The organism is Gordonia desulfuricans NBRC 100010, from assembly GCF_001485495.1.
Lineage (GTDB): Bacteria > Actinomycetota > Actinomycetes > Mycobacteriales > Mycobacteriaceae > Gordonia > Gordonia desulfuricans.
On the sequence record NZ_BCNF01000006.1, the window covers coordinates 1 to 23,804 of the forward strand.

The 23,804-nt window shown below is 68.6% G+C and carries 23 protein-coding genes; 3 read left to right on the top strand and 20 right to left on the bottom strand.

Annotated features, from left to right (window positions below):
• Positions 1 to 58 precede the first annotated feature (58 nt).
• The 6 genes from GD1_RS00935 to puuE form a co-directional block, all read right to left on the bottom strand.
• A complete protein-coding gene (locus GD1_RS00935) occupies positions 59 to 1,882 on the bottom strand; it encodes a penicillin-binding transpeptidase domain-containing protein (protein ID WP_053776390.1) in 1,824 nt (607 codons plus the stop codon).
• A gap of 115 nt (positions 1,883 to 1,997) precedes the next feature.
• Positions 1,998 to 2,834 (bottom strand): GNAT family N-acetyltransferase, encoded by an 837-nt coding sequence (locus GD1_RS00940; RefSeq protein WP_059035075.1) that lies wholly within the window; start codon positions 2,832 to 2,834, stop codon positions 1,998 to 2,000.
• A 61-nt stretch (positions 2,835 to 2,895) separates the two neighbouring features.
• Positions 2,896 to 4,083 (bottom strand): flavodoxin-dependent (E)-4-hydroxy-3-methylbut-2-enyl-diphosphate synthase, encoded by a 1,188-nt coding sequence (gene ispG, locus GD1_RS00945; RefSeq protein ID WP_059035077.1) that lies wholly within the window; start codon positions 4,081 to 4,083, stop codon positions 2,896 to 2,898.
• A gap of 71 nt (positions 4,084 to 4,154) precedes the next feature.
• Positions 4,155 to 5,387, bottom strand: coding sequence for a M50 family metallopeptidase (locus GD1_RS00950; protein ID WP_059035080.1), 1,233 nt, complete (start codon positions 5,385 to 5,387; stop codon positions 4,155 to 4,157).
• Positions 5,388 to 5,475: 88 nt separating this feature from the next.
• On the bottom strand, positions 5,476 to 6,651 hold the full coding sequence (gene dxr, locus GD1_RS00955; RefSeq protein WP_059035082.1) for a 1-deoxy-D-xylulose-5-phosphate reductoisomerase: 1,176 nt from the start codon (positions 6,649 to 6,651) through the stop codon (positions 5,476 to 5,478).
• Positions 6,652 to 6,711: 60 nt separating this feature from the next.
• Positions 6,712 to 7,692, bottom strand: coding sequence for an allantoinase PuuE (gene puuE, locus GD1_RS00960; RefSeq protein ID WP_059035084.1), 981 nt, complete (start codon positions 7,690 to 7,692; stop codon positions 6,712 to 6,714).
• A 184-nt stretch (positions 7,693 to 7,876) separates the two neighbouring features.
• Between puuE and GD1_RS00965 the strand changes: the two genes are divergently transcribed.
• Positions 7,877 to 8,143: a DUF2631 domain-containing protein gene (locus GD1_RS00965; protein ID WP_020792062.1), complete on the top strand. Its 267-nt coding sequence runs from the start codon at positions 7,877 to 7,879 to the stop codon at positions 8,141 to 8,143.
• A 446-nt stretch (positions 8,144 to 8,589) separates the two neighbouring features.
• Here the strand turns inward: GD1_RS00965 and rlmN are convergent, their stop codons facing one another.
• From rlmN to rpsB, 6 genes are all read right to left on the bottom strand, one after another.
• Positions 8,590 to 9,702, bottom strand: a complete 1,113-nt coding sequence (gene rlmN / locus GD1_RS00970) for a dual-specificity RNA methyltransferase RlmN (protein ID WP_059035107.1) — start codon at positions 9,700 to 9,702, stop codon at positions 8,590 to 8,592.
• A 74-nt stretch (positions 9,703 to 9,776) separates the two neighbouring features.
• Positions 9,777 to 10,634 (bottom strand): phosphatidate cytidylyltransferase, encoded by an 858-nt coding sequence (locus GD1_RS00975; RefSeq protein WP_020789959.1) that lies wholly within the window; start codon positions 10,632 to 10,634, stop codon positions 9,777 to 9,779.
• Positions 10,635 to 10,682: 48 nt separating this feature from the next.
• Complete coding sequence (gene frr / locus GD1_RS00980; RefSeq protein WP_020789960.1) at positions 10,683 to 11,240, bottom strand: ribosome recycling factor; 558 nt, start codon at positions 11,238 to 11,240, stop codon at positions 10,683 to 10,685.
• A gap of 103 nt (positions 11,241 to 11,343) precedes the next feature.
• On the bottom strand, positions 11,344 to 12,096 hold the full coding sequence (gene pyrH, locus GD1_RS00985; RefSeq protein WP_053778741.1) for a UMP kinase: 753 nt from the start codon (positions 12,094 to 12,096) through the stop codon (positions 11,344 to 11,346).
• Positions 12,097 to 12,273: 177 nt separating this feature from the next.
• A complete protein-coding gene (tsf, locus tag GD1_RS00990) occupies positions 12,274 to 13,098 on the bottom strand; it encodes a translation elongation factor Ts (RefSeq protein ID WP_053778742.1) in 825 nt (274 codons plus the stop codon).
• Between the two features lie 95 nt (positions 13,099 to 13,193).
• A complete protein-coding gene (gene rpsB / locus GD1_RS00995; RefSeq protein WP_053778743.1) occupies positions 13,194 to 14,000 on the bottom strand; it encodes a 30S ribosomal protein S2 in 807 nt (268 codons plus the stop codon).
• A 254-nt stretch (positions 14,001 to 14,254) separates the two neighbouring features.
• Between rpsB and GD1_RS01000 the strand changes: the two genes are divergently transcribed.
• Positions 14,255 to 14,899 carry a M23 family metallopeptidase gene (locus GD1_RS01000; protein ID WP_083533770.1) on the top strand — a complete coding sequence of 215 codons (645 nt, stop codon included), beginning with the start codon at positions 14,255 to 14,257 and terminating at the stop codon, positions 14,897 to 14,899.
• Between the two features lie 20 nt (positions 14,900 to 14,919).
• Here GD1_RS01000 and GD1_RS01005 read toward each other — a convergent pair whose 3' ends face one another.
• The 6 genes from GD1_RS01005 to GD1_RS01030 all read right to left on the bottom strand — a co-directional run bounded on the left by GD1_RS01005 (position 14,920) and on the right by GD1_RS01030 (position 20,559).
• Positions 14,920 to 15,984, bottom strand: a complete 1,065-nt coding sequence (locus tag GD1_RS01005; RefSeq protein ID WP_083533771.1) for a tyrosine recombinase XerC — start codon at positions 15,982 to 15,984, stop codon at positions 14,920 to 14,922.
• A gap of 79 nt (positions 15,985 to 16,063) precedes the next feature.
• Positions 16,064 to 16,927 carry a siderophore-interacting protein gene (locus GD1_RS01010; RefSeq protein WP_059035086.1) on the bottom strand — a complete coding sequence of 288 codons (864 nt, stop codon included), beginning with the start codon at positions 16,925 to 16,927 and terminating at the stop codon, positions 16,064 to 16,066.
• Positions 16,928 to 17,110: 183 nt separating this feature from the next.
• On the bottom strand, positions 17,111 to 17,332 hold the full coding sequence (locus GD1_RS01015) for a DUF2510 domain-containing protein (protein ID WP_083533772.1): 222 nt from the start codon (positions 17,330 to 17,332) through the stop codon (positions 17,111 to 17,113).
• Positions 17,333 to 17,475: 143 nt separating this feature from the next.
• The gene (dprA, locus tag GD1_RS01020; RefSeq protein WP_059035090.1) at positions 17,476 to 18,624 is read right to left on the bottom strand and encodes a DNA-processing protein DprA; all 1,149 of its coding nucleotides are present in this window, start codon (positions 18,622 to 18,624) and stop codon (positions 17,476 to 17,478) included.
• On the bottom strand, positions 18,621 to 20,177 hold the full coding sequence (locus tag GD1_RS01025; RefSeq protein ID WP_059035092.1) for a YifB family Mg chelatase-like AAA ATPase: 1,557 nt from the start codon (positions 20,175 to 20,177) through the stop codon (positions 18,621 to 18,623). Before GD1_RS01025 ends, dprA begins: the two co-directional genes overlap by 4 nt.
• Positions 20,158 to 20,559, bottom strand: a complete 402-nt coding sequence (locus GD1_RS01030; RefSeq protein ID WP_053778747.1) for a YraN family protein — start codon at positions 20,557 to 20,559, stop codon at positions 20,158 to 20,160. Before GD1_RS01030 ends, GD1_RS01025 begins: the two co-directional genes overlap by 20 nt.
• A 474-nt stretch (positions 20,560 to 21,033) precedes the next feature.
• Between GD1_RS01030 and GD1_RS01035 the strand changes: the two genes are divergently transcribed.
• On the top strand, positions 21,034 to 22,272 hold the full coding sequence (locus tag GD1_RS01035) for a metal-dependent hydrolase family protein (RefSeq protein ID WP_053778748.1): 1,239 nt from the start codon (positions 21,034 to 21,036) through the stop codon (positions 22,270 to 22,272).
• 485 nt (positions 22,273 to 22,757) lie between these two features.
• Here the strand turns inward: GD1_RS01035 and GD1_RS01040 are convergent, their stop codons facing one another.
• Both GD1_RS01040 and GD1_RS01045 read right to left on the bottom strand, forming a co-directional pair.
• Positions 22,758 to 23,069 (bottom strand): DUF2469 domain-containing protein, encoded by a 312-nt coding sequence (locus GD1_RS01040; RefSeq protein WP_059035094.1) that lies wholly within the window; start codon positions 23,067 to 23,069, stop codon positions 22,758 to 22,760.
• Positions 23,066 to 23,785 (bottom strand): ribonuclease HII, encoded by a 720-nt coding sequence (locus tag GD1_RS01045; protein ID WP_059035096.1) that lies wholly within the window; start codon positions 23,783 to 23,785, stop codon positions 23,066 to 23,068. The genes GD1_RS01040 and GD1_RS01045 overlap by 4 nt, the downstream gene beginning before the upstream one ends.
• Between the last annotated feature and the right edge of the window lie 19 nt (positions 23,786 to 23,804).

Below are 23,804 nucleotides of genomic sequence, written 5' to 3' on the forward strand. Positions count from 1 at the left end.
GAGCGGACAATGTCGGCAACCACCTCAGAAGTGGTCACGCCGATCGAGCAGGACTGTGTCAGAACCCTGCGGGCAGGAAGTTGAGGAAGTCGTTCGTGACACCGACAGCATTGTCCGACGACCCGCCGCGCACCACCAATGTCGCGAAGGCCAGGTCACCGCGGTAGCCGGCGAACCAGGCGTGGGAACCGCCGTCGAACTCGGCCTCACCGGTCTTGCCGTACACCTCACCCTGTCCTGCGATACGCGTCGCGGTACCGGTGGTGACCACCTCCCGCATCATCGGCCGCAGCTCCCCCACCACGTTGGGTTCGAGTGTCGTCGTCGGGCCCTCGATCTTGGTCTCACGGCCCAGGATCAGTTGCGGTACGGGGAGCTTCCCGTTGTTGGCGACGGTCGCCGCGACCAGCGCCATCCCGAACGGACTGGCCAGGTCCTTGCCCTGCCCGAAGCCGTCCTCGGTGCGCGCCACCAGATCACTCTCGATCGGCACCGAGCCGGTCGCGGTGGTCAGCCCGGGGATGTCGTAGGTCTGGCCGAGACCCATCGCGGTGGCCGCATGTGCCAGATCCGACGGTCCCATCTCGCTGGCGAGTTTGGCGAAGGTGGTGTTGCACGACTGCGCGAAGGCCCGCTGCAACGTGACCGCACCGAGCGAGAAGTTGTCGTAGTTCGGGATGGTGCGCGGGCCGATGGTGATCTCGCCGGGGCAGCCGACGATGGTGTCGGGGGTGGCCATGTCGCGGTTGAACGCCGCCGCGGAGGTGACCATCTTGAAGGTCGAGCCGGGCGGGTACAGACCGGTGGTGGCGATCGGCCCCTGCCGATCGGCCGCCGGGTTCTGGGCCACCGCGAGGATCTTCCCGGTGGACGGCTGGATCACCACCATCGCTATCTGGAAGGCGTTGGTGGCGTTGACCGCCCGCTGCGCGGCGTTCTGCACCGACCGGGACAGGCTCAGCGTGATCGCCGGGGCCGGCTCGGCGGCGTTGTCGACGAGGACGTCGGCGTCGAGCCCGTTGGGGTTGACGGTGACCACCTTCCAGCCGACCCGTCCGTCCACCTCCGACTCGACGACCTGTTTGACGCCGCTCAGCAGCGCCGGGGCGAAGTTCGGGTTCTTGGTGACGAGTTCGACCTGTTCGTTGTGCACCACCCCCGGGATCGCGAGCTGATCGCGCAGCCGGTCGAACTCTGCTTCGGACAGCCGGGTGATCGGATAGGTGCCGTCCGACGCGGTGGATTCCTCGGCGATGCGCTGGACGTCGAGATCGGGTTGGATCGGGCCCAGCACGGTGACCAGGCGGTTGAGCGAGTCGATGACCGACCCGGCCGCCGCGGCGGCCTCGGCATCGAAGGCGATGCCGATGACGGTGCCGTCGACCATCACCGCCGACCCGTCGGACTCGTTGACCTGGGCACGCGGGGGTTCGGTGATGCGCAGCGAAAGGCGTTGATCGGCACCGAGTTTCGGATTGATGTCGGTGGAGCTCCAACGCACGCGCCAGCCGTCGGCGTCGGAGCGGATCGCCTTGACGGTGGCACCGTACTCCCAGTTCCGCGACCTGGGCAGATCCCAGCGGTAGGTGACCGCGACCTCCGCGGTGTCCTGGTCGATGGTGGTGCGCCCGGACCTGCCGGACACGCCGGTGGCGGCCAGCCCGTCCCACGCCGACCGCAGGCCCGCACCGGCGGCCGACGGGTTGTCGGTGAGTGCGGCGGCCGCATCGAAATCACCTGTGCCGAAGGCGGTCAGGAAGGCGTCGACGGCATCACGCGGACCGTTGTCGGTCTCCGAGCACGCGGTCACCAGACCCAGCGTCAGCGCAGCACTGATCAGCACGGCGGCCAGGGCGGCCAGTCGGGGTCTGCGTTGCTCCATCGGTTGCCGATCCTAGGGTCCCGACGACCCCGACGGCGGGAGCCACGCGGTGTGCACACCGAACCCACAGCCGAGCCGACCGAATCGCCTCGGCGTCGGCGGCTCCTGGCCGGGCTCAGTCGATCAGGATGGTGGCGAACGTCCCCACCTGGGTGAACCCGATCCGCTCATAGGCGGCGCGGGCCGGCAGGTTGAAGCTGTTCACATACAGGCTCGGCACCCGCCCCCGCGCGGCGATCGCCGATGCGACCGCGGCGGTCCCCGCGGCGCCGAGTCCTCGGCCCCGCATGCACGGATCCACCCAGACGCCCTGGATCTGGCCGACCGCCCGCGACATCGATCCCACCTCGGCCTTGAACACCACCTGGCCGTCCTCGAATCGGGCGAAGACGCGGCGCGCGGCGATCAGGGAGGCGAGTCGGCGGCGGTAGGACCGTCCGCCGTCACCGGCGCAGGGGTCCACGCCGACCTCACCGATGAACATGTCCACTGCGGCGGGCAGATAGGTGTCGAGGTCGTCGAGGGTCACCAGCCGGACCTGCGGGTCGGGTTCGACGAGCGGCTCCCCCGACAACGCCATCAACGGCTGCACCGGACGGATCTCGCGTGCCGGACCCCAGTCGTCGTCGACGCGTTCCCACAGCGACATGGCCAGCCCGGACTCCCCGACGATCGACGAGCAGATGCGGGCGTTGGCGACCGCACGATCGGCGAAGTGGGAGAGGTCGTCGGGCGAACCGCGCAGCGGGATCATGTTGGCGCCGGAGAAGCACAGCGAGCGCTCCGGGTCGGAGGCCGACCACAGTTCGCCACCGAGCAGCCGCGGCTCGATCCCGTGGGATTCGAACCGCGCGGCCACCATACACATCGACACCGGGTCGGAGTTCAGGACGCGACTGACCGCGGGCGCGTCACGCGCACCGAGCGGTTTGTCGCCCAGCAGCCTCAGCACCGCGTCACTCCTCTCGTGCCCGGAGTCCCCGTCAGCCCCGATCTCGGGGGGCTCCGATGCGCTATGAAACGGTCACCACCGGCGGCCCAGCGGGCGCGCCTTCTCCAGTCTCCCCCGACTCTTCCGCGATTCGCAGCGCTTCCTCGATCAATGTCTCCACGATCTGGGCTTCCGGCACGGTCTTGATCACCTCGCCCTTGACGAAGATCTGTCCCTTGCCGTTTCCCGATGCCACACCGAGGTCGGCTTCGCGGGCCTCACCCGGTCCGTTGACGACGCAGCCCATCACCGCCACGCGCAGCGGCACCTCCATGCCCTCGAGGCCCGCCGACACCGCGTCGGCGAGCTTGTAGACGTCGACCTGCGCACGACCACACGACGGGCAGGAGACGATCTCGAGCTTGCGGGGCCGCAGATTCAGCGACTGCAGGATCTGATCGCCGACCTTGACCTCCTCGGCGGGCGGCGCCGACAGCGACACCCGGATCGTGTCGCCGATGCCCTGACTGAGCAGCGCACCGAAGGCGACCGCGGACTTGATGGTGCCCTGGAACGCCGGCCCGGCCTCGGTGACACCGAGGTGCAGCGGGTAGTCGCACTGTGCGGCGAGCTGGCGGTAGGCCTCCACCATCACGACCGGGTCGTTGTGCTTGACCGAGATCTTGATGTCGCCGAAGCCGTGTTCCTCGAACAGTCCGGCCTCCCACAGCGCCGACTCGACGAGCGCCTCCGGGGTGGCCTTGCCGTACTTCTGCATGATCCGCTTGTCCAGCGAGCCGGCGTTGACCCCGATCCGGATGGGGATGCCCGCATCACCGGCGGCCTTGGCGACCTCCTTGACGCGGCCGTCGAACTCCTTGATGTTGCCGGGGTTCACGCGCACCGCGGCGCAGCCGGCGTCGATCGCGGCGAAGATGTACTTCGGCTGGAAGTGGATGTCGGCGATCACCGGGATCTTCGACTTCTTTGCGATCACCGGCAGCGCCTCGGCGTCCTCCTGCCGCGGGCAGGCGACGCGGACGATGTCACAGCCCGACGCGGTGAGCGCTGCGATCTGCTGGAGGGTGGCGTTGATGTCGTGGGTCTTGGTGGTGGTCATCGACTGCACCGAGATGGGGTGGTCGCTGCCGACCCCCACCGATCCCACCTGGATCTGGCGGGTCTTGCGGCGCGGGGCGAGCACCGGCGGCGGGGCCGTCGGCAGGCCGAGGCCGATCGGGGTCGCAGTGGCCGGGTCAGAGGCGGACATCTCAATCTCCCTGCGGATGGATCTGTGGGTGTGGGCTGTGGGTGTGGGGCTGGGCCGGGCGGGTGGCGACGTCAATTCGGGAAGGTGATCGGGTTGACGATGTCGGCGGTCAGGGTGAGCACCATGAATCCGGCCATCACCACGACGACCGCGTAGGTCAGCGGCAGCAGTTTGTAGTAGTCGACCGGGCCGCCGGGGGCACGTCCGAACCACCGGCGAAACGTGTCGCGTCCCTTCTCGTATCCGACGATGGCCATATGGCCACCGTCCAAGGGTAGTAGCGGGATCAGGTTGAACAGACCGAGGAAGAAGTTGATGCTGATCAGCAGCAGGAAGAAGGTCTCCCACAGGCCGCGTTCGGCGGCCTGACCACCGAGCACGGTCGCACCGTAGACGCTGACCGGGGTGTCGGGGTCGCGTTCTCCGCCGGTGACCGCGATCCACAGGTTGTGCACCTTGGTCGGCATCGACAGCAGCGCATTCCAGGTCTGGTGGGCGAGTTCGCCGGTGAACACCGCCGCGCCCGGCCAGATGGTCAGCGCGTTGTAGGTCTTCCAGGTCGGCGGGGCGTCGAAGACGATCCCGACCCGGTTGATGGTCTGGGTGGACGTGGTGCCCTTGCTGTCGGTGGTGGTCACCGTGAGCGGCTGCGGGGTCATCGTGGTGGTGAACTCGGTGCCCGCGCGATCGACGGTCAGGGTGATCGGCCCGCTCGATTCCCGGATCCGGGGTGACAGCTGCGATGCCTGGTCGACGGGATTGCCGTCGATCGCGACGATCTTGTCTCCGGGCTGCATTCCGGCCGCGCCGGCCGGGCCGGTGCCGGTGCAGCCCGACTCGGTCTGGTTGCCGTCGGCGTCGACGGTGATGGTCGAAGGGACGCAGGAGATCTTGGTCAGGGTGGTCCCGACCGGTGCCGGTGACAGATCGGGCAGTCCCCACACGAGTCCGGCGACGACGATCAGCACGAAGCCGAGAATGAAGTTCTGGGCCGGACCGGCGAACAGCACGACGAGACGTTTCCACGGCTTCTGCCGGAACATCGCCCGGCTCTGCTCGTCTGCGATGAGCTGTTCGTGCGGGGTCATCCCGGCGATGTCGCAGAAACCGCCGAACGGCAGTGCCTTGACGCCGTACTCGGTCTCACCGCGACGGGTCGACCACAGGGTGGGCCCGAAGCCGACGAAGTATCGGCGCACCTTCATCCCGGTGGCCTGCGCCGCCCACATGTGCCCGCACTCGTGCCAGGCGATCGAGGCGAGCAGCCCCAGGGCGAACAACACGACGCCGATCGCGAAAACCACTACTCGTACTCTCTCGTCTCTTCGTTGCTGTCCGGGCGTGCTGCCGGGTTGCCTCCGGGGAAGGCCGGAACGCGGCCCGGACGCCGACTCAGGCCCGGCGCGTCATCGCCACCAGGTGCGCGGCGCGGGTGCGCGCCCAGGCATCGGCGGCGAGGACCTCCTCCACAGTACCGGGCGTGGCCTGCCATTGATCTGCGTCGTCGAGTACCTCGCCGATGATCTCCACGATCCGCGGGAAGGTGATGGCACCGGCGAAGAATCCCTCGGCGGCGGCCTCGTTGGCCGCGTTGAACACCGCGGTGAGGCTGCCGCCGGTGGTGCCGGCGCGGCGGGCGAGGCCGATCGCCGGGAACACCTCGTCGTCGACGGGTTCGAAGGTCCACGCCGACGCCGTGGAGAAGTCGCAGGCCTGCGACGATCCGGGCACCCGATGCGGCCAGCCGAGGGCCAGGGCGATCGGCAATTTCATCGACGGCGGTGAGGCCTTGGCGATGGTCGCACCGTCGATGAAGGTGACCATCGAGTGGACGATCGACTGCGGATGCACGGTGACGTCGATCCGGTCGTAGGGCACGCCGAACAGCAGGTGCGCCTCGATCACCTCGAGTGCCTTGTTGACCAGGGTCGCCGAGTTGAGGGTGATCATCGGCCCCATCGACCAGGTCGGATGCTTGCCGGCCTGTTCGGGGGTGACGTCGACGAGCCGGTCGGCACTCCACCCGCGGAACGGGCCACCGGATGCGGTCAGCACCAGGCGGTCGACCTCGTCGGCGGTCCCGCCGCGCAGACACTGGGCGATCGCCGAGTGCTCGGAGTCCACCGGCACGATCTGGCCCGGTGCCGCGGCCTTCAGGACCAGGGCGCCGCCCGCGACCAGCGATTCCTTGTTCGCCAGCGCCAGCCGCGCCCCGGAGGCGAGGGTGGCCAGGCTCGGTCCCAGACCGATCGACCCGACGACGGCATTGAGCACGACGTCGGCCTCGACGGTCTCGATCAGCCGGACCATCGCCTCGGGGCCGCTCAGGACGGTGCCACCGAGCTGCGCCGACACCGTGTCGGCGGCCGCGGGATCGGCGACGGCCACGCGTTCGGCGGGGATGCCGAAGGCGGCGGCCTGGGCGGCGAGGCGGTCGGTGTTGCCGCCGCCGGCGCCCAGACCGGCCACCGAGAACAACTCAGGGTGTTCGGAGATCACCTCGAGGGCCTGTACCCCGATCGAGCCGGTGGAACCGAGAATCAGCACACGCGTCGTCACGTGCACCATTGTCGCGCACGGCCCGATGTGATCACGGCCCCGGTGTGGTCACGCTCGGGGCACCGGGGTCTAGCCGGTGACACCCCCGGGTGCGGGGTGCACGGTGCGCCAGTGTTCGGCGATGTCGATCCGCCGGGAGATCCACACGTCGTCGTGGGATTGGATGTGGTCGAGGAAGCGCTCCAGCGCCGCCAACCGCGCGGGTCGTCCGACGAGCCGGCAGTGCAGACCCACCGACAGCATCTTGGGTGATCCCTCCACGCCTTCGCGATAGAGCACGTCGAAGGCGTCCCGCAGGTGCGCGAAGTACTGCTCCCCGGACGGGAATCCGCCCGGCGAGGAGAACCGCATGTCGTTGGTGTCGAGGGTGTAGGGCACGACGAGGTGATCGACGTCACCGGTCACGCCGTCGGCGGTGCGCGGGACCTTCACCCAGTACGGGAGGTCGTCGGCGTAGCTGTCGGAGTCGTAGACGAATCCGCCGTATTCGACGACGAGCTCGCGGGTGTTGGGGGAATCACGGCCGGTGTACCAGCCCAGGGGCCGCCGGCCGGTGATCTCGGTGAGCATTTCCATGCCTGCGCGCATGTGCTCGCGCTCGACATGGGAATCGACCATCTGGTAGCTCAGCCACCGGTATCCGTGGCAGGCGATCTCGTCGCCGCGTTCGACGAATGCCGCGGCGGCCTCCGGATTGCGGGCCATGGCCTGGGCGACGGCGAAGATCGTCAACGGCAGTCCGCGACGTTCGAAGGTCCGCAGGATGCGCCACACCCCGGCGCGGGAGCCGTACTCGTAGAGCGACTCCATGCTCATGTGGCGGTTCGGGAACGACTGTGCCCCGATCATCTCCGAGAGGAATGTCTCACTGCCCCGGTCGTTCTCGAGAACGTTGTTCTCACTGCCCTCCTCATAGTTGAGGACGAACTGCACGGCGATCTTCGCGCCGCCCGGCCACTGCGGGTCCGGCGGCTGGGCACCGTAGCCGATCATGTCGCGGGGGTAGTTCTCGGAGCGGTAGTCGGCGAGCGTTCTCGTGGGCGGATGCATGGGCGAATTCTTACACCGATCGGCCGAGTCGGCCGGATGGGCATCGGGGCGGCCCCGCAGAGAGCACGACTCGGGGGACTTCGGTGTGGGGAGTGCACCACCGTCGGCGGGGTACGGCTATGCTTCTCGCAGAACTACTACCTACCGTCAGAGAACTCTGGCGTCAGCGCAGTGAGGAGTCACCGTGGCAAGCACCGACGTCGAGCACAGCGACGACATCGACACCGGTTGGCGGCATGAGCCCGCCGACGCCCCGTCGGCGCGTTTCGGATGGCACGGTGTGGCGACCCGCAACTTCTATGTTGCCGGCTGGATCTCCGTCGTGATCCTGCTCTGCATGCTGGTCGGCAATCACGTGGGCCATGTCGAGGACATCTGGCTGATCGCTTCGGCCCTGATCGTGGCCGCGTTCATCCTCCGCGGGATGTTCGCCAAGAAGCAGTGGAAATAGCCACCAGATCTTGATCACAGAGCCCGACCGGACATGTTCCGGTCGGGCTCTGTTGTTCGTGCAGGTGGCAACGTTCATTGAACTGAACCAACGTCGTTCGCGACCATCGCCAAGGTACATCTCGACTCAATCAGCAGGTGGCAACGCTGGTTGAGCCGACGAGGAGCGGAGCGACGAGACGTGTCGAAAACCTCCGCCGGCCAACCACAGAAGGCGACCACCTCTCAGTGGGTCACCAACACCCTCGTCCCACCGGATCTCGACTCAATCAGCAGGTGGCAACGCTGGTTGAGCCGGTGAGGAGCGGAGCGACGAGACGTGTCGAAACCTCCGCCGGCCGACCGCACAAGGCGACCACCTCCGAGAGGGTCACCGACACCTTCGGCCTCGGTCCCGGCTCAATCACCAAGGGGTTGTAGGCCGGCCGACATGGGCAGCGGCAGACCTCAGCCCGCGGTCTCTTCTGCGGCGAGCTGGCCGCAGGCCGCGGCGATCTCCTGCCCACGGGTGTCACGGACGGTGCACGAGACACCGTGCGCCTGCACCCGGCGAACGAACTCGCGCTCTACGGGTTTGGGACTGGCGTCCCATTCCGATCCCGGCGTCGGGTTGAGTGGGATGAGGTTGACGTGGACCCGCGAGCCGAGGGCCTTGTGGAGCTTCTGCCCCAGCATGTCGGCACGCCACGGCTGATCGTTGACGTCGCGGATCAGCGCGTACTCGATGGAGACGCGGCGTCCGGTGGTGTCGGCGTAGTAGCGGGCGGCGTCGAGCACCTCCGACACCGACCACCGGTTGTTCACCGGGACGAGGGTGTCGCGCAGTTCGTCGTCGGGGGTGTGCAGCGACACGGCCAGCGTCACCGCCAGCCCTTCGTCGGCGAGTCGTCGGATCGACGGCGCCAGCCCGACGGTGGAGACCGTCACCGACCGCGCGGAGATGCCGAGCCCCTCGGGTGCGGGTGAGGTGATCTGCCGCACCGCCGACACCACGCGCTTGTAGTTGGCGAGCGGCTCACCCATGCCCATGAAGACGATGTTCGACAGACGGCCCTCGGGACCGAACTCGCCGTCGCGCAGGGCCCGGGCCGCGGAGCGCACCTGGTCGACGATCTCACCGGTCGACAGGTTGCGGTCGAGACCGCCCTGGCCGGTCGCGCAGAACGGGCATGCCATACCGCAGCCTGCCTGGCTGGAGATGCACAGCGTGTTGCGGTCGGTGTAGCGCATCAGCACGCTCTCGAGCAGCGTCCCGTCGTGCAGTCGCCACAGCGTCTTGCGGGTGCTGCCGTCGTCGCAGGAGACGTGCCGCACCGGGGCGAGCAGTTTGGGGAACAGCGCCTCGCCGACCTTGGCCCGGGCACCGGCCGGCAGGTCGGTCATCTCCTCGACGTCGCCGTTGAGGCGGCCGTAGTACTGGCGGGCGAGCTGGTCGGCGCGGAACTTCGGCAGACCCAGTTCCCCGAGGGCCGCAACCCGTGCCGCCTGATCGAGATCGGCGAAATGCGTCGGCGGACGCCCCCGACGAGGAGCGTCGAAGACGAGGGGCAGTGAAGTCATGGGTTCCATTGTCGCACGTCACCGAGGGTGGTCGTGGTCACCGCCAGGAGCGGGCTCCCACACCGGTCACCACGTCAGAGCAGCGCGGTGAGTACCGCCCACACGATGAACGCCGACGGCAGCAACGAGTCCAGGCGATCCATGATCCCGCCGTGCCCGGGCAGCAGGGTACCCATGTCCTTGATCCCCAGGTCCCGCTTGACCTGCGATTCCACCAGGTCACCGAGTGTCGCGCAGATCACCAGGACCGGCCCGAGGACCAAGCCCACCCACCAGCGGTTGTCGAGCAGGAAGATCACCGAGCACACCGCACCGGTGGTGCCCACCAGCAGCGACCCGACCAGACCCTCCCACGACTTCTTGGGGCTGATCGCCGGGGCCATCGGATGCTTGCCGAACAGCACGCCGGCGGCATATCCGCCGACATCGGAGCAGACCACCACGATCATCAGGGTCGCCACGCGTGCGGCACCGTGGTCCTGGTTGACCATCAGGACGCCGAAGGACGCCAGCAGTGGCAACCACGCCGCCACGAACACCGATGCGGCGAGATTGCGCAGATAGTTCTGCGGGGCGTGGGAGATGCCCTGGGCGAGCAGCTTCCACACCATGATCACCAGGATGGTGCCGACGAAGGCCACCAGGATGCCGGTGGTCCCCCACGGCCAGCTGCTCCAGATCATCGCCTGGCCGCCGATGATCAGCGGCCAGAGCGCGACGTCGTAGCCGCCGCCCCGGAGGCGTTTGGTGACCTCCCAGGTGGCGGTGGCGAACGCCAGGGCGACGACGACGTACCAGAGCCTGGGTGCGAACAGCAGGATCAGGATGATCGTGGCACCCAGTGCCACACCCACCCCGATCGCTGCGGGTAGATCACGCCCCGCGCGGGATTTTCGTGGTGACTCCGGCTCCTTTGCCGACGCCTTGTCCATCGTCTGGTTTCCGCCTGTCTGAGTCCGAAGGGTGCCGAGGGTGTGTGATCACACCTCGAGCAGCTCGGACTCCTTGTGCTTGACCAGCTCGTCGATCTGGGCGACGTAGGTGGCGGTGGTCTTGTCGAGATCCTTCTCGGCGCGCACCACCTCGTCCTCGCCGGCCTCGCCGTCCTTCTGGATGCGCTTGAGCTCGTCGAGCGCCTTGCGCCGGACGTTGCGGATGGACACCTTGGCGTCCTCGCCCTTGCCCTTGGCCTGCTTGACGAGCTCCTTGCGGCGGTCCTCGGTGAGCTGCGGGATCGACACGCGGATCAGCGAGCCGTCGTTGGTCGGGTTGACGCCCAGGTCGGAGTTGCGGATCGCGGTCTCGATGTCACGCAGGGTGGAGGCCTCATAGGGCTTGATCACCACCAGGCGCGGCTCCGGGGTGGTGATGGAGGCGACCTGGGTGACCGGGGTCAGCGAGCCGTAGTACTCGATCTGGATTCGGTTGAACATCGCGGGATTGGCGCGCCCGGTACGGATGGAGCCCATGTCGTCCTTGGCGACGCTCACGGCCTTCTCCATCTTCTCCTCGGCGTCGAGCAGCGTTTCGTCGATCATCGTGATTCCTGTTCGGTATCTCGGGCAGGGATGTCACCGGATGGTGGCGTCCCCGTCCTGCGGGTGTCGTCGGTGGTGGGCGGCGGTGGTGGCAGTGAGGGGTCTAGGTGGTCGACACCAGGGTCCCGATCCGCTCGCCGGACACCGCGCGGGCGATGTTGCCCTGCTCGAGGAGATTGAACACCAGCATCGGCATCTTGTTGTCCATGCAGAGGCTGAACGCGGTCGCGTCGGCCACCTTCAGCTGCTTCTCGAGAGCCTCGCGATGGCTGATCTCGCGGTAGAGCACGGCATCGGGGTTGGTGCGCGGGTCGTCGCTGTAGACCCCGTCGACGGCCTTGGCCATCAGCACCACCTCGGCCTTGATCTCGAGGGCACGCTGGGCGGCGGTGGTGTCGGTGGAGAAGTACGGCATACCCATGCCGGCACCGAAGATCACCACACGGCCCTTCTCCAGGTGACGCTGTGCGCGCAGCGGCAGGTAGGGCTCGGCGACCTGACCCATGGTGATGGCGGTCTGCACGCGGGTGGTGACGCCACGCTTCTCCAGGAAGTCTTGCAGCGCAAGGCAGTTCATGACGGTGCCGAGCATGCCCATGTAGTCCGAACGGGACCGGTCGAGGCCGCGCTGCTGCAGTTCGGCGCCGCGGAAGAAGTTTCCGCCGCCGATCACCACGGCCACCTGCGCGCCGGATCCGACGACCTCGGCGATCTGGTCGGCGACCGTCGCCACGACATCGGGATCGAGTCCGACCTCACCACCGCCGAACATCTCGCCGCCGAGCTTCAGCAGGACCCGCTTGTATCCGGTCCGTGCTGCATTCTCCGAGTGCTGGGATTCCGGGGACTCGCTCATCAACTTCCTCACCGCCGCCGACTGTGTACGCCGCCCCGCGTCCGCGCCGGGCGGATGCGAGCCGGTCTTGCAGAAATCATCTTAGGGCCCCGACGCGACGACCCCGTGTCCCCCATGGATACGGGGACACGGGGTCGTCGTTTCGTCAGGTGGTGCGCCGGGGGCACACCGGACCGGTCAGGACTGGCCGACCTCGAAGCGGGTGAAGGCCACCACGGTGGCGCCCGCCTCGTCGAGGATGTTCTTGACGGTCTTCTTGGACTCCTTGACGAAGGGCTGGTCGACCAGCACGACGTCCTTGTAGAAGCCGGTCAGACGGCCTTCGACGATCTTCGGCAGGGCCTGCTCGGGCTTACCCTCGGCCTTGGCGGTCTCCTCGGCGATGCGACGCTCGTTCTCGACGACGTCGGCGGGGACCTCGTCGCGGCTGGCGTAGCGGGCCTTGAGTGCGGCGACCTGCTGTGCGGCGTTGCGCGCGGCCTCGGCGGCGGCGTCGCCCTCACCGGTGTAGGACACCAGCACGCCGACGGCCGGCGGCAGATCGGAGGCGCGCTTGTGCAGGTACACGGCGACCGGGCCGTCGTAGAACACGACGCGACGCAGCTCGAGCTTCTCGCCGATCTTGGCGCTGAGGCCCTGCACGGCGTCGGCGACGGTGCCCTCACCGAGCGCAGCGGCCTTGAGCACCTCGACGTCACTGGTCTTGGCGACCAGGGCGGCGTCGAGCACCTTGTCGGCGAGTTCCTGGAACTCGGCGTTCTTGGCGACGAAGTCGGTCTCGGAGTTGAGCTCGATCATCACGCCGCCCTTGGCGGCGACCAGGCCCTCGGCGGTGGAGCGCTCGGCGCGCTTACCCACGTCCTTGGCACCCTTGATGCGCAGTTCCTCGACGGCCTTGTCGAAGTCGCCGTCGTTGTTCTCCAGCGCCTTCTTGCAGTCCAGCATTCCAGAGCCAGTGAGTTCGCGGAGACGCTTCACATCGGCTGCGGTGTAGTTCGCCATCGTCGGCGAGCCTCCTTAGAGAGAGTATTGGGATGTCTGTCGGCCTCCGGCCCGGACAGACCGGGCCGGAGGCCTACGACGTGGACCCGTACGGGTCAGGATGCCGGGGTGCCACCCTCGGCGGGTGCGGCGGCCTGGGTCAGCAGTTCCTGCTCCCACTCGGCGAGCGGCTCACCGCTGCCGGCCTCCGGCTTGGCGTCGTCCGAGGACTGGCCGGCGCGTGCCTGGACACCCTCGGCGACGGCCGACGCGACCACGCGGGTCAGCAGAGCAGCGCTACGGATCGCGTCGTCGTTGCCCGGGATCGGGTAGTCGACGAGATCGGGATCGCAGTTGGTGTCGAGGATGGCGATGACCGGGATGTTGAGCTTGCGTGCCTCACCGACAGCAATGTGCTCCTTGTTGGTGTCCACAACCCAAATTGCAGACGGCACCTTGGCCATATCCCGGATACCACCGAGGGTGCGCTCGAGCTTGTTCTTCTCGCGGGTCAGCATCAAGATCTCTTTCTTGGTGCGACCCTCGAAGCCACCGGTCTGCTCCATGGTCTCGAGCTCCTTCATCCGCTGAAGGCGCTTGTGGACGGTCTGGAAGTTGGTGAGCATACCACCGAGCCAGCGCTGGTTGACGTACGGCATACCGACACGGGTGGCCTCGGCCGCGATGGACTCCTGGGCCTGCTTCTTGGTACCGACGAAGAGGACGGTGCCACCGTGGGCGACGGTCTCCTTGACGAACTCGTACGCCTTGTCGATGTAGGTCAGCGTCTGCTGCAGGTCGATGATGTAGATGCCGTTGCGGTCGGTGAAGATGAATCGCTTCATCTTCGGGTTCCAACGGCGGGTCTGATGCCCGAAGTGTGCGCCGCTGTCGAGCAGCTGCTTCATGGTCACTACAGCCATGAATCCATCCTTTGTGTGCAGTTGACATCGGTACCGGCGGTACCGATCCTGGCGCCCACGGCTCGCACGGAACCCGACCGTGATCGGGACCGCCCGCGCGGAGCAGGTCGGGGGCGTGAGCCGCCACGACCCGAGTTGTGGGCGCGCGAAGTCACTCCGCCCGTAGACGAAGTGCCCGTCAACCATACGCCCGGGCGTGACCGGGATCCAAAATCCGTCGGAGCCGACCGGGGTCGCGCTGCGTCTAATCCAGCATGAACCCGATACATGCCCCCGATGTCGTGTCCCGGCGATCCCGCTCCCCACGGTCCCGCGAGCCAGGCCGGCAGTGGCGACGTCTGGTGGCCGCGCTGACCGAGGTCGCGCTGGTGGCGTCGCTGTTGCTGGCGGTACCGGCGCTGGTCGCGGCCCGACCGCCGACTGCACCATCGCGGGGCGCCTACGTCGCTCCCCTGCCACCGAAGCCGACGGTGGTCCGGGGATTCGACGCCCCGACCCCACGGTGGCAGGCCGGTCACCGCGGGATCGACCTGGCCGCCCCGGCCGGAGCGTCGGTGCTGGCCGCCGGCGACGGCGTGGTGCGGTTCGCCGGGACCGTCGCCGGGAAGCCGACGATCTCCGTCGAGCACCCCGACGGTGTGATCACCACCTATGAGCCGGTGCGCGCGGAGGTACGCAAAGGACTGCGGGTGCGACGCGGCCAGGTGATCGGCACCGTCGTCGGCGGGCACGAGGGGTGTGTGGCGGCGGCGTGCCTGCACTGGGGTGCCCGCCGCGGCGCGGGCCGCACGGCCACCTATCTCGATCCGCTGGGGCTACTGGGTGCGGTGCCGGTACGACTGAAACCGGTCGGCGGATCGGCAGCCGGGGAATCCGGGTTCGGCCGGGCCCCGCCGTGAACCGGGCGCCACCGCGGCGGTCAGGCGCGCGGGTGGGCCTGCCGGTGCACCGCACGCAGCCGTTCGACGCTGACATGGGTGTAGATCTGCGTCGTCGCCAGCGACGAATGGCCGAGCAGTTCCTGCACGACGCGCAGGTCGGCACCGCCTTCGAGGAGGTGAGTCGCGGCGCTGTGGCGTAGTCCGTGCGGTCCCATGTCCGGGCCGCCGGCCGCCGCGACGGCGGTGGTCACCACCGTGCGGGCGACGCGCTGGTCGAGGCGGCCGCCCTTGGCACCGAGGAGCAGGGCGTCGCCGGATCGGGGTCCGGTCAATTCGGGCCGACCGCCCGCCAGCCATCGGTCGAGGGCGTCGGCGGCCGGGATCCCGAACGGCACCGAGCGCTGCTTGTTGCCCTTGCCGATCACCCGGAGAACCCGACGGTCGGTGTCGACGTCGTCGAGGTCGAGTCCGCACAGTTCACCGACACGGATTCCGGTCCCATAGAGCAGTTCGAGGATCGCGCGGTCACGCAGGGCGATCGGGTCGGCGGGCTGGTCTCCGGTTTCCGGGGTGCCGTCGGCATCCGGAGCCCCGTCGGTGTCTCCCCCGGTGTCGGGGACGTGCCGGTTGCGGCCCGCGGCGGCGATGGCGGCGTCGGCCTGCTCGGCGGTCAGGACCGCCGGCAGTGTGCGATGAGCCTTGGGCGCCTGCAATCGGGTCGACGGGTCGGTGCCGAGGATGCCCTCCCGGGCCGCCCAGGCGCAGAAGGTCTTCGCCGAGGAGACCTGCCGGGCCACGGTGGTCCGCGCCGCACCGCGACGGGTGTGGTCGGCGAGCCAGGCGCGCAGGAGGTCGAGGTCGATCGCGGTGACGGCGATGCCGCGCGCTCCGGCGAACGAGACGAGGCCACGGACGTCACCGGTGTAGGCGCGGATGGTGTGTGCGCTGAGTCCACGCTCGAACCGCAGGTGCTCGGCGAAGTCGGCGATCACCGAGCCCTCCCCGGTGGTGGCGTTCCGGGCATCGGTGTTCCCCGGGCCGTCTGCGTTCCCCGGGCCGCCTGTGTTCCCCGGGCCGTCTGCACCTGCGACGTCGTCGGTCATCCCCTGACCTCACCGGTCCGCGTGGGTGAGCGCAAACCCCCACGCGGACCCGTTGCCGGATCGGTACCCGCGGGTGGGGTCACACGCTCGCCCCGGCGGCCTCCTCCGACGCGCGCAGCTCGGCCTTCCAGGTACGGAAGCCCTCTTCGGAGCGGCCACGCCGCCAGTAGCCGGAGATCGAGGCGTTGGCCGCGCTCACCCCGCGTTCCTTGCGGACGTAGGCGCGCAGGTTGTGCATCACCGCCTGCGCCTCGCCGTGGATGAACACCTGGGGTTCACCGTCGAGCCAGAAGGCGCCGCGCACGGCGTCGATCAGCGGGGCGTTGTCGCCCGCATGGTCGGCGTCGACCTCGCCTGCCGGTCCACCGCGATGCACCCAGGTGATCTCGGCACCGGCCGGGGCGGTCAGCGTGATCTCGTCCTCGGGTCCGGCGACCTCGATGAACACCTGTGCTCGGGCATCGGCCGGGAGCGCCTCGAGGGCCGCGGTGATGGCGGGCATGGCCGACTCGTCGCCGGCCAGTAGATGCCAGGGCGCATCGGGGCGGGGATGGTAGCCGCTGCCCGGTCCGAGGAAAGACACCTCCGTGCCGGGTTCGACCGAGGCCGCCCACGGTCCGGCGACCCCTTCGTCGCCGTGGACGACGAAGTCGACCCAGATCTCGCGGTGGTCGGCGTCGACCTTGCGGATGGTGTAGGTCCGCAGGATCGGTTGCTGCTCGGCCGGCAGCGACCGCGACGCCCGCGGGTCGAAGTCGGCGGGCAAGCCGGCACCACCGGGCATGAAGATGAACTTGACGTACATGTCGGTCTCGCCGAGTCCGTCGGCACCGACGGCGGGAGCGAATCCGTCGAAGCCGTCGCCGCCGAGGACGAGCCGCACCATGTGTGCGGTGAGCTGCTCGCGGCGCAGCACGGTCATGGTGTTCACACGTTTGGCCATGGGACCTCCTTGTTCGCATCCACGCTACGCCCCGAATTAGGTTTACCTAAGCAGCGGGTTCGGTCACGTCGCCCACCCATGCCTACCACGGCGCCCGTTCGACACGGTCGGCGAGACCGCCGCCGAAAGATCGAAATCCATTGCGTATCAATCGAATACGAGACCTCAAACGAACACGGGACATCAGGGACCGCTGGACTCATGTCCGGTCCACCGCATGCCATCCCAGTACCGACTCCGCGCGGGGTTGCCGGGGTCGGGATACCAGCCCGGGGGCGGACCGGCCTGGGTTCGCTGTGCCGCCGACGCCGACCTGGCGACCAGGACGATGCCACCGACGACGGCCGCGATCACCGCGATCACGACCAACAGGATCAGCCAATGCCACCAACTCACAGCTCCCATGGCGGCATTTCTACCACCGCCCCCGACACGACCCCGGCATCCGGACACGCGGTCGGGGGGCACGCTGTCGGGGGCACGCCGCCGGGGGCACCTCGCCCGATCACCTCGCCCCGACTGGCGTGCGGCGTGCGACCCGGATGGGCTCACCGCATGAGTCGCCATCCCTGATCGTCCTGCTCGACCAGACCTTTCAGATCGAGTACGGCCAAGGCCGTGCGCACCACCGACACCGGCCGCCCCGACACGAACACGATCTCGTCGATGCCGAGCGCACCGCGGGACGGGAGTGCCTCGACCACCTGCAACTGGTCGTCGGTGAGGCCATCGGTGGAGCGTTGGCGTCTCGGCGCCGGCACCCCGCCACCGTCCGGGTGGACCAGGCGGACGATGTCGTCGGCATCGCGGATGAGAACCGCATCACCGTCGGCGATCATCGCGTGACACCCCACCGACGTCGCGGAGTTGATCGGCCCGGGCACCGCACCCAGCGGACGATCGAGCCGACGCGCCCACGCCGCGGTGTTCAGCGCACCGGAGCGTCGGCCCGCCTCCACCACGACCACCGCCGACGACAGGGCGGCGACCAGACGGTTCCGGGCGAGGAACCGGTGTTTGGCCGCGGTCGTGCCCGGCGGGTACTCGGTGATCACCAGCCCGGTCCGGGCGATGTCGGTGAGCAGCGTCGAATGGGCGGCCGGATAGTCCCGGTCGATCCCGCACGCCAGCACGGCCACCGTCTCCCCGCGTCCGGCGAGGGCCGACCGATGTGCGGCGGCGTCGATGCCGAAGGCCGCCCCGGAGATGACCGTCCAGGATTCGGTGACCAGATCGCCGGTGAGGTCACCGGCCACGTGATCGCCATACGACGTCGACGCCCGGGCGCCCACCATCGCCACCGCTGCCGCCGCCGCCGTGTCGAGGCGCCCCGGTCCACGGACCCACAGTGCGACGGGTTCGCCGGCTCGGGCCGCGGTGGTCGCCTGCCCCAGCGGGAGCAGCGACCACGCCGGCCATTCGTCGTCGTCGGGGGTGATCAGTCGGGCGCCGACACCGTGCGCGCGTTCGAGGTGGGCCATCGTCATGTCGGTTCCGGCGCGAGCCGCCGTCGGCTCGAGCACGCCGGTGTGCCCGTCGGGCACCGATCGTGCCCGGATCGCGCGGGCCGCCTCGACCGGACCGAGTTCGGCCACCAGGTCGCGGACCGGCCCGCACGGCGGCTCGGCGACCGCGGCGAGGTAGGCCCAGGCCCGCGCCTCACGCTCGTCGGCGGCCGACGGCACCGGGCCGGTCATCGCAGACCTCCGCGATCGCGATACAGGAGTGCTTGTGCCACATCGGTTTCGGTGGGAGTTCCGCGCCCTTCCAGGTCGGCGATGGTCCAGGCCACCCGCACCGCGCGATCGGCACCACGAGCGGTCAGACGACCTTCTCGCATGCTCAGCTCCAGCGGCCGGGTCACCGTGGGTGGCAGGGGGAAGTGCCGTTTGAGGTCGGCGCCGCGCGCCTCGGCGTTGGTGCGCCAGCCGAACTCGCGCCACCGTTCCACCGCGGCGTCACGGGCGCCGGTGACCCGTACCCGGATCTCGGCACTCGACTCGCCGCTCGCCGTGGTCAGCGTCGCATTGCCGGGCGGATCCATCCGCACCCGGATGTCCACCCGATCCATCAGCGGACCCGACAGTTTGCCCAGGTAGCGGCGCCGTTCGACCGACGAGCACATGCACGCGGTGTCCCGGGCGGGTGCGCACGAGCAGGGATTCGCGGCCAGGATCAGCTGGAAGCGGGCGGGGTACTCGGCCACGCCGTCGCGCCGCGGCACCTTGACCACGCCCTCTTCGAGAGGCTGTCGCAACGAGTCGAGAACCTTGCCGCCCATCTCGGCGCATTCGTCGATGAACAGGACGCCGCGATGGGCCAGCGACACCGCACCCGGCCGCGCCATCCCGGTTCCCCCGCCGAGCAGCGCCGTCGTCGACGCCGAGTGATGTGGGTCGATGAACGGCGGATCGGCCACGAGCGGCGAACCCGGCGAGAGGATCCCGGCGATCGAGTGCACCGCGGTCACCTCCAGGGATTCCTCGCGGTCGAGCGGCGGCAGGATTCCCGGCAACCGCCGCGCGAGCATGGTCTTGCCGATCCCGGGTGGCCCGGTCATCAGCACGTGATGGGCGCCGGCCGCGGCGATCTCGAGGGCATGCCGCGCCTCGGTCTGCCCGATGACATCGGCCATGTCCGGCACCATCCGCGGTTCCGGCGCCGACGACTCACCGTCGACGGTGTCCAGGACGGTCTTGCCCTCCGACCACGCCACCACTTCTTTGAGCGTGTGCGCACCGCCGATCTCGATGTCGTCGATCAGGGTGGCCTCGGCGACCATCGAGATCGGCACCACCACACGGCGGAAACCCGCTGCACGCGCGGCGATCACCGCGGGCAGGATGCCCCGCACCGGACGCAGACTGCCATCGAGTGCCAGCTCCCCCAGCAACACCGTCGACGACAACCGCACCGAGGTCACCTGCTCGGTGGCCACCAGGATCGCGACCGCCAACGACAAGTCATGCGCCGAACCGCGTTTCGGCAACTCCGCCGGCGCCAGATTGATGGTGACCTTCCCGTCGGGAAACGAGAAGCCCGAGTTGACGATCGCCGCCCGCACCCGTTCACGGCCCTCACGTAACGCCGAATCGACGGTTCCGCCGATGATCACCGCCGGCAGCCCCTGCCCCACATGCGCCTGCACCTCGATCACCTTGGCCTCGAAGGCGTTGAGCCCCACCGAGAACGTCCGGCCGAGCGGCGCGCGGGCCGTCGGCTCCTCGAGCTCACTCCACGATGTTGACATGGTGCCGCACCTGGGCCCGTTCACGATCGAGCGGATACGCCGGATCGAGTTGGATCGAGATGACGTCGAGACGGATCTGCGGCCAGTGCATCTCCTGCTGCGCCAACCACATCCCGGTCAATCGCCGCATCCGCCGCAGCTTGTCCCGCGTCACCGCGGCCACCGGGTCGGCGAACACCCGAGACGCCCGCGTCTTGACCTCCACCACCACCAGCCGACGCCCATCCGCGGCGATCAGATCCAGCTCCCCGAACTTGTTGCGCCAGTTCCGTTCCACGATCGTCCACCCCAACCGCGTCACGAACTCGGCGGCCAGATCCTCACCCAACCGCCCCACCTCCGCCCGCCGATTGGGCCGGTCCCCCACTGATTCCGCTGTCATGCAGCAAGAATCACCGACATCCGCGACATCCGACCGATCCCACCGGCGATCACCACGAGATCTGGGGACACATCCCGATCTGTGCACAACCGCACACATCCGAGCACGCTGTGCCCTCGGTTGTCGGTGCGACCGCGACCCCTGGTCCGGACACCGGACACCGGCACCTCGATGACTCGATCACCAGCACCGAACCCGTGCGAAACAATTTGCTGCAACTATGGGTAATGGACAATTCTGTGCCGCGAATACGCGAATAATGCGACAAGGTGTATACGTGTGCGCGAGGACGCCGGTCCGGACCGGAACCTGCGATCCGGCCCACCGGACAATCGGACACGCGAGCGACGTCGCAGTTCGCCGAACGTCCCGTGTTCCTCCGCGCCGGCACACCGGATTCGGCGTCCACACAGGGCCGATGGCCCCGGCGTGTACATCGGTGCCCGGAGCCGATGCACACGGTATAACCAGCTCATGACGACAACCATCCTGCAGAATGCACGGCTGATCGACGGAACCGGCGCCGACCCGGTTGCGGACGCGGTCCTGGTGATCGACGACGGCAAGATCACCTACGCCGGATCTGCGGCCGGGGCGCCGCAACCCGAGGACCCCGCCAAGGTGGTGACCGTCGACGTCGGTGGCAACACGATCTGCCCGGGCTTCTTCGACTGCCACGTCCACCTGTCGCTGCCCGGCACCAAGGGCTCCCCGATCATGTCGGCGATGGTGCCGCCGTCCTACCGCTACTTCGAGCTCATCGACCGGCTCAAGACCACCATCGGCGCCGGTGTCACCACCGTCCGTGACCTCATGGGTGTCGACGTCGGCGTGCGCGACGCGGTCGCCCACGGACTCGTGGCCGGACCCCGACTCCTGGTGGCCGACAAGATGTTCAGCCAGACCGGCGGCCACGCCGACTTCCACATCCCCTCCGGCATCGACGGCACCGGACTGGTCGGCGGCCTGATCGTCGACACCGTCGACGATGCGCGCCGCGAGGTCCGCAAGCTCCTGCGCGAGGGCGTCGACGTCATCAAGGTCGCCTCCAGCGGTGGCGTGACCTCCCCGAGCGATGATCCCGACTGGCTGGGCGCGCGCACCGAGATCGTCGCCGCACTGGTCGAGGAGGCCGACAACTACGGTGGCCGCAAGGTCGCCGCCCACGCGATCGGCCTCGCCGGCATCCAGGCGGCCGTCCAGGGTGGCGCGCACAGCGTCGAGCACGGCTACGCCCTCACCGACGAGCTGCGCTCGGAGATGGTCGACCGCGGCCAGTTCCTGGTGCCGACCCTCATCGAGACCCTCAAGCCCGACACCGCGACCCCGCAGGCCGTCGCCAAGAGCACCAAGTGGCATGCGCTGGCCCACGAGTCCATCGCCGCCTCGGTCGCCGCCGGCATCAAGGTCGCCGTCGGTACCGACGCCGGCCTGGTCCCCGATCACGGCGCCACCCTGGGCGAGCTCGGCTGCCTGGTGAAGTTCGGCGGCATGACGCCGATGCAGGCGATCGTCGCCGGCACCCGCACCTCGGCCGAGCTCTGCGACGTCGCCGACAAGCTGGGCACGCTGGAGGCCGGCAAGCTGGCCGACGTCGTCGTCGTCAAGGGTGATCCGCTGGCCGACATCGATTCGCTCGCCGACCACGACAACATCCTGCTCGTCCTCAAGGAGGGCAAGACCGCCAGCAACCGCGGCGCCTACGCTCTCTGACCCGCTGAGCTGACACGGTCGGACCGACATCGAGGTCCCCTCCCGGATGGGAGGGGACCTCGATTGTTCTGTGTGGGTCGCGCGCAGGTGACCGCAAGCGGGTGGTGGTCGCGTACCGGCCTCGGGCGGCGGAGGTTTCGACACGCCTCGTCGCTTCGCTCCTCGTCGGCTCAACCACCGGACGAACACCCCTCGGCACGCAAGAACACCCCGCCCAACCACCGAACGAACGCCAATCGGCACGCAAGAACACCCGAGTCCAACCACCGGACGAACACCCCTCGGCACGCAAGAACACCCCGCCCAACCACCGAACGAACACCCCTCGCCACGCAAGAACACCCCGCCCAACCACCGAACGAACGCCAATCGGCACGCGAGATCACCCGGGCCCGACCACCGAAATGCCCGCCCGCCAACGAATTCGGGCGCCCGACGCAATGCCGGACGCCCGATGAGGTGTCACTCCCGAGGGACTAACCCCTTCAGGGTTCATCGGGGAGTCGGAGTTCTGGCTTCTCGAGTTCCTCGATGTTGACGTCCTTGAACGTCAGCACCCGGACCTGCTTGACGAAGCGTGCCGGACGGTACATGTCCCACACCCAGGCGTCACTCATCCGCAGCTCGAAGTACACCTCGCCGTCGGAGTTGCGGGGGATCATCTCCACTGCGTTCGCAAGGTAGAAGCGGCGCTCGGTCTCGACCACGTATGTGAACTGGCCGACGATGTCCTTGTACTCGCGGTACAAGGACAACTCCATCTCGGTTTCGTACTTCTCGAGATCCTCAGCGCTCATCCTGTAAGCCTATCGCGGGTGTTGTTGCTGCTGGTGGCGGTGCCACCCTGGGTGGAGGACTGTCCGGGACGCACCCGGGCAGCCACGTTTCGGTAGGACATGCGGTGCTGCACCGACGGGCCGTGCTCGTCGAGGCAGGACATGTGCAGGGCCGTGCTGTAGCCCTTGTGGACGGCGAACTCGTAGCCCGGCACCTCGGCATCCATCGCGACCATGATCCGGTCGCGGGTCACCTTGGCGATGATGCTGGCCGCGGCGATGCAGGCCGCCGCACCGTCGCCGCCGATCACCGGCAGCGAGGGCACGGTGAGGCCGGGTACCGCGAATCCGTCGGACAGCACGTAACCGGGTGTCAGGTCGAGCCCGGCGACGGCGCGTCGCATGCCCTCGATGTTGGCGACGTGGATGCCGATGCGGTCGATCTCGTCCGCACCGATCACCACCGCCGACCACGATTCGGCGTACCGGGTCACCGACCGATACAGCTTCTCGCGGGCCGCCTCGGTGAGCTTCTTGGAGTCGTCGAGCTCGGCGAGCGAGGCCAGTTGCGTCGGTTTCAGCACGCAGGCGGCCACCACCAACGGTCCGGCACAGGCTCCACGGCCGGCCTCGTCGACGCCGGCCACCGGCCCCAGACCGCTGCGGTGCAAGGTGAACTCGTAGGTGCGCAGGCCTGCGGCCCGGCGTACCGGCAGGCGTGGTGGCCAACGACTCATGGTCGGCCTCCCATCCTCT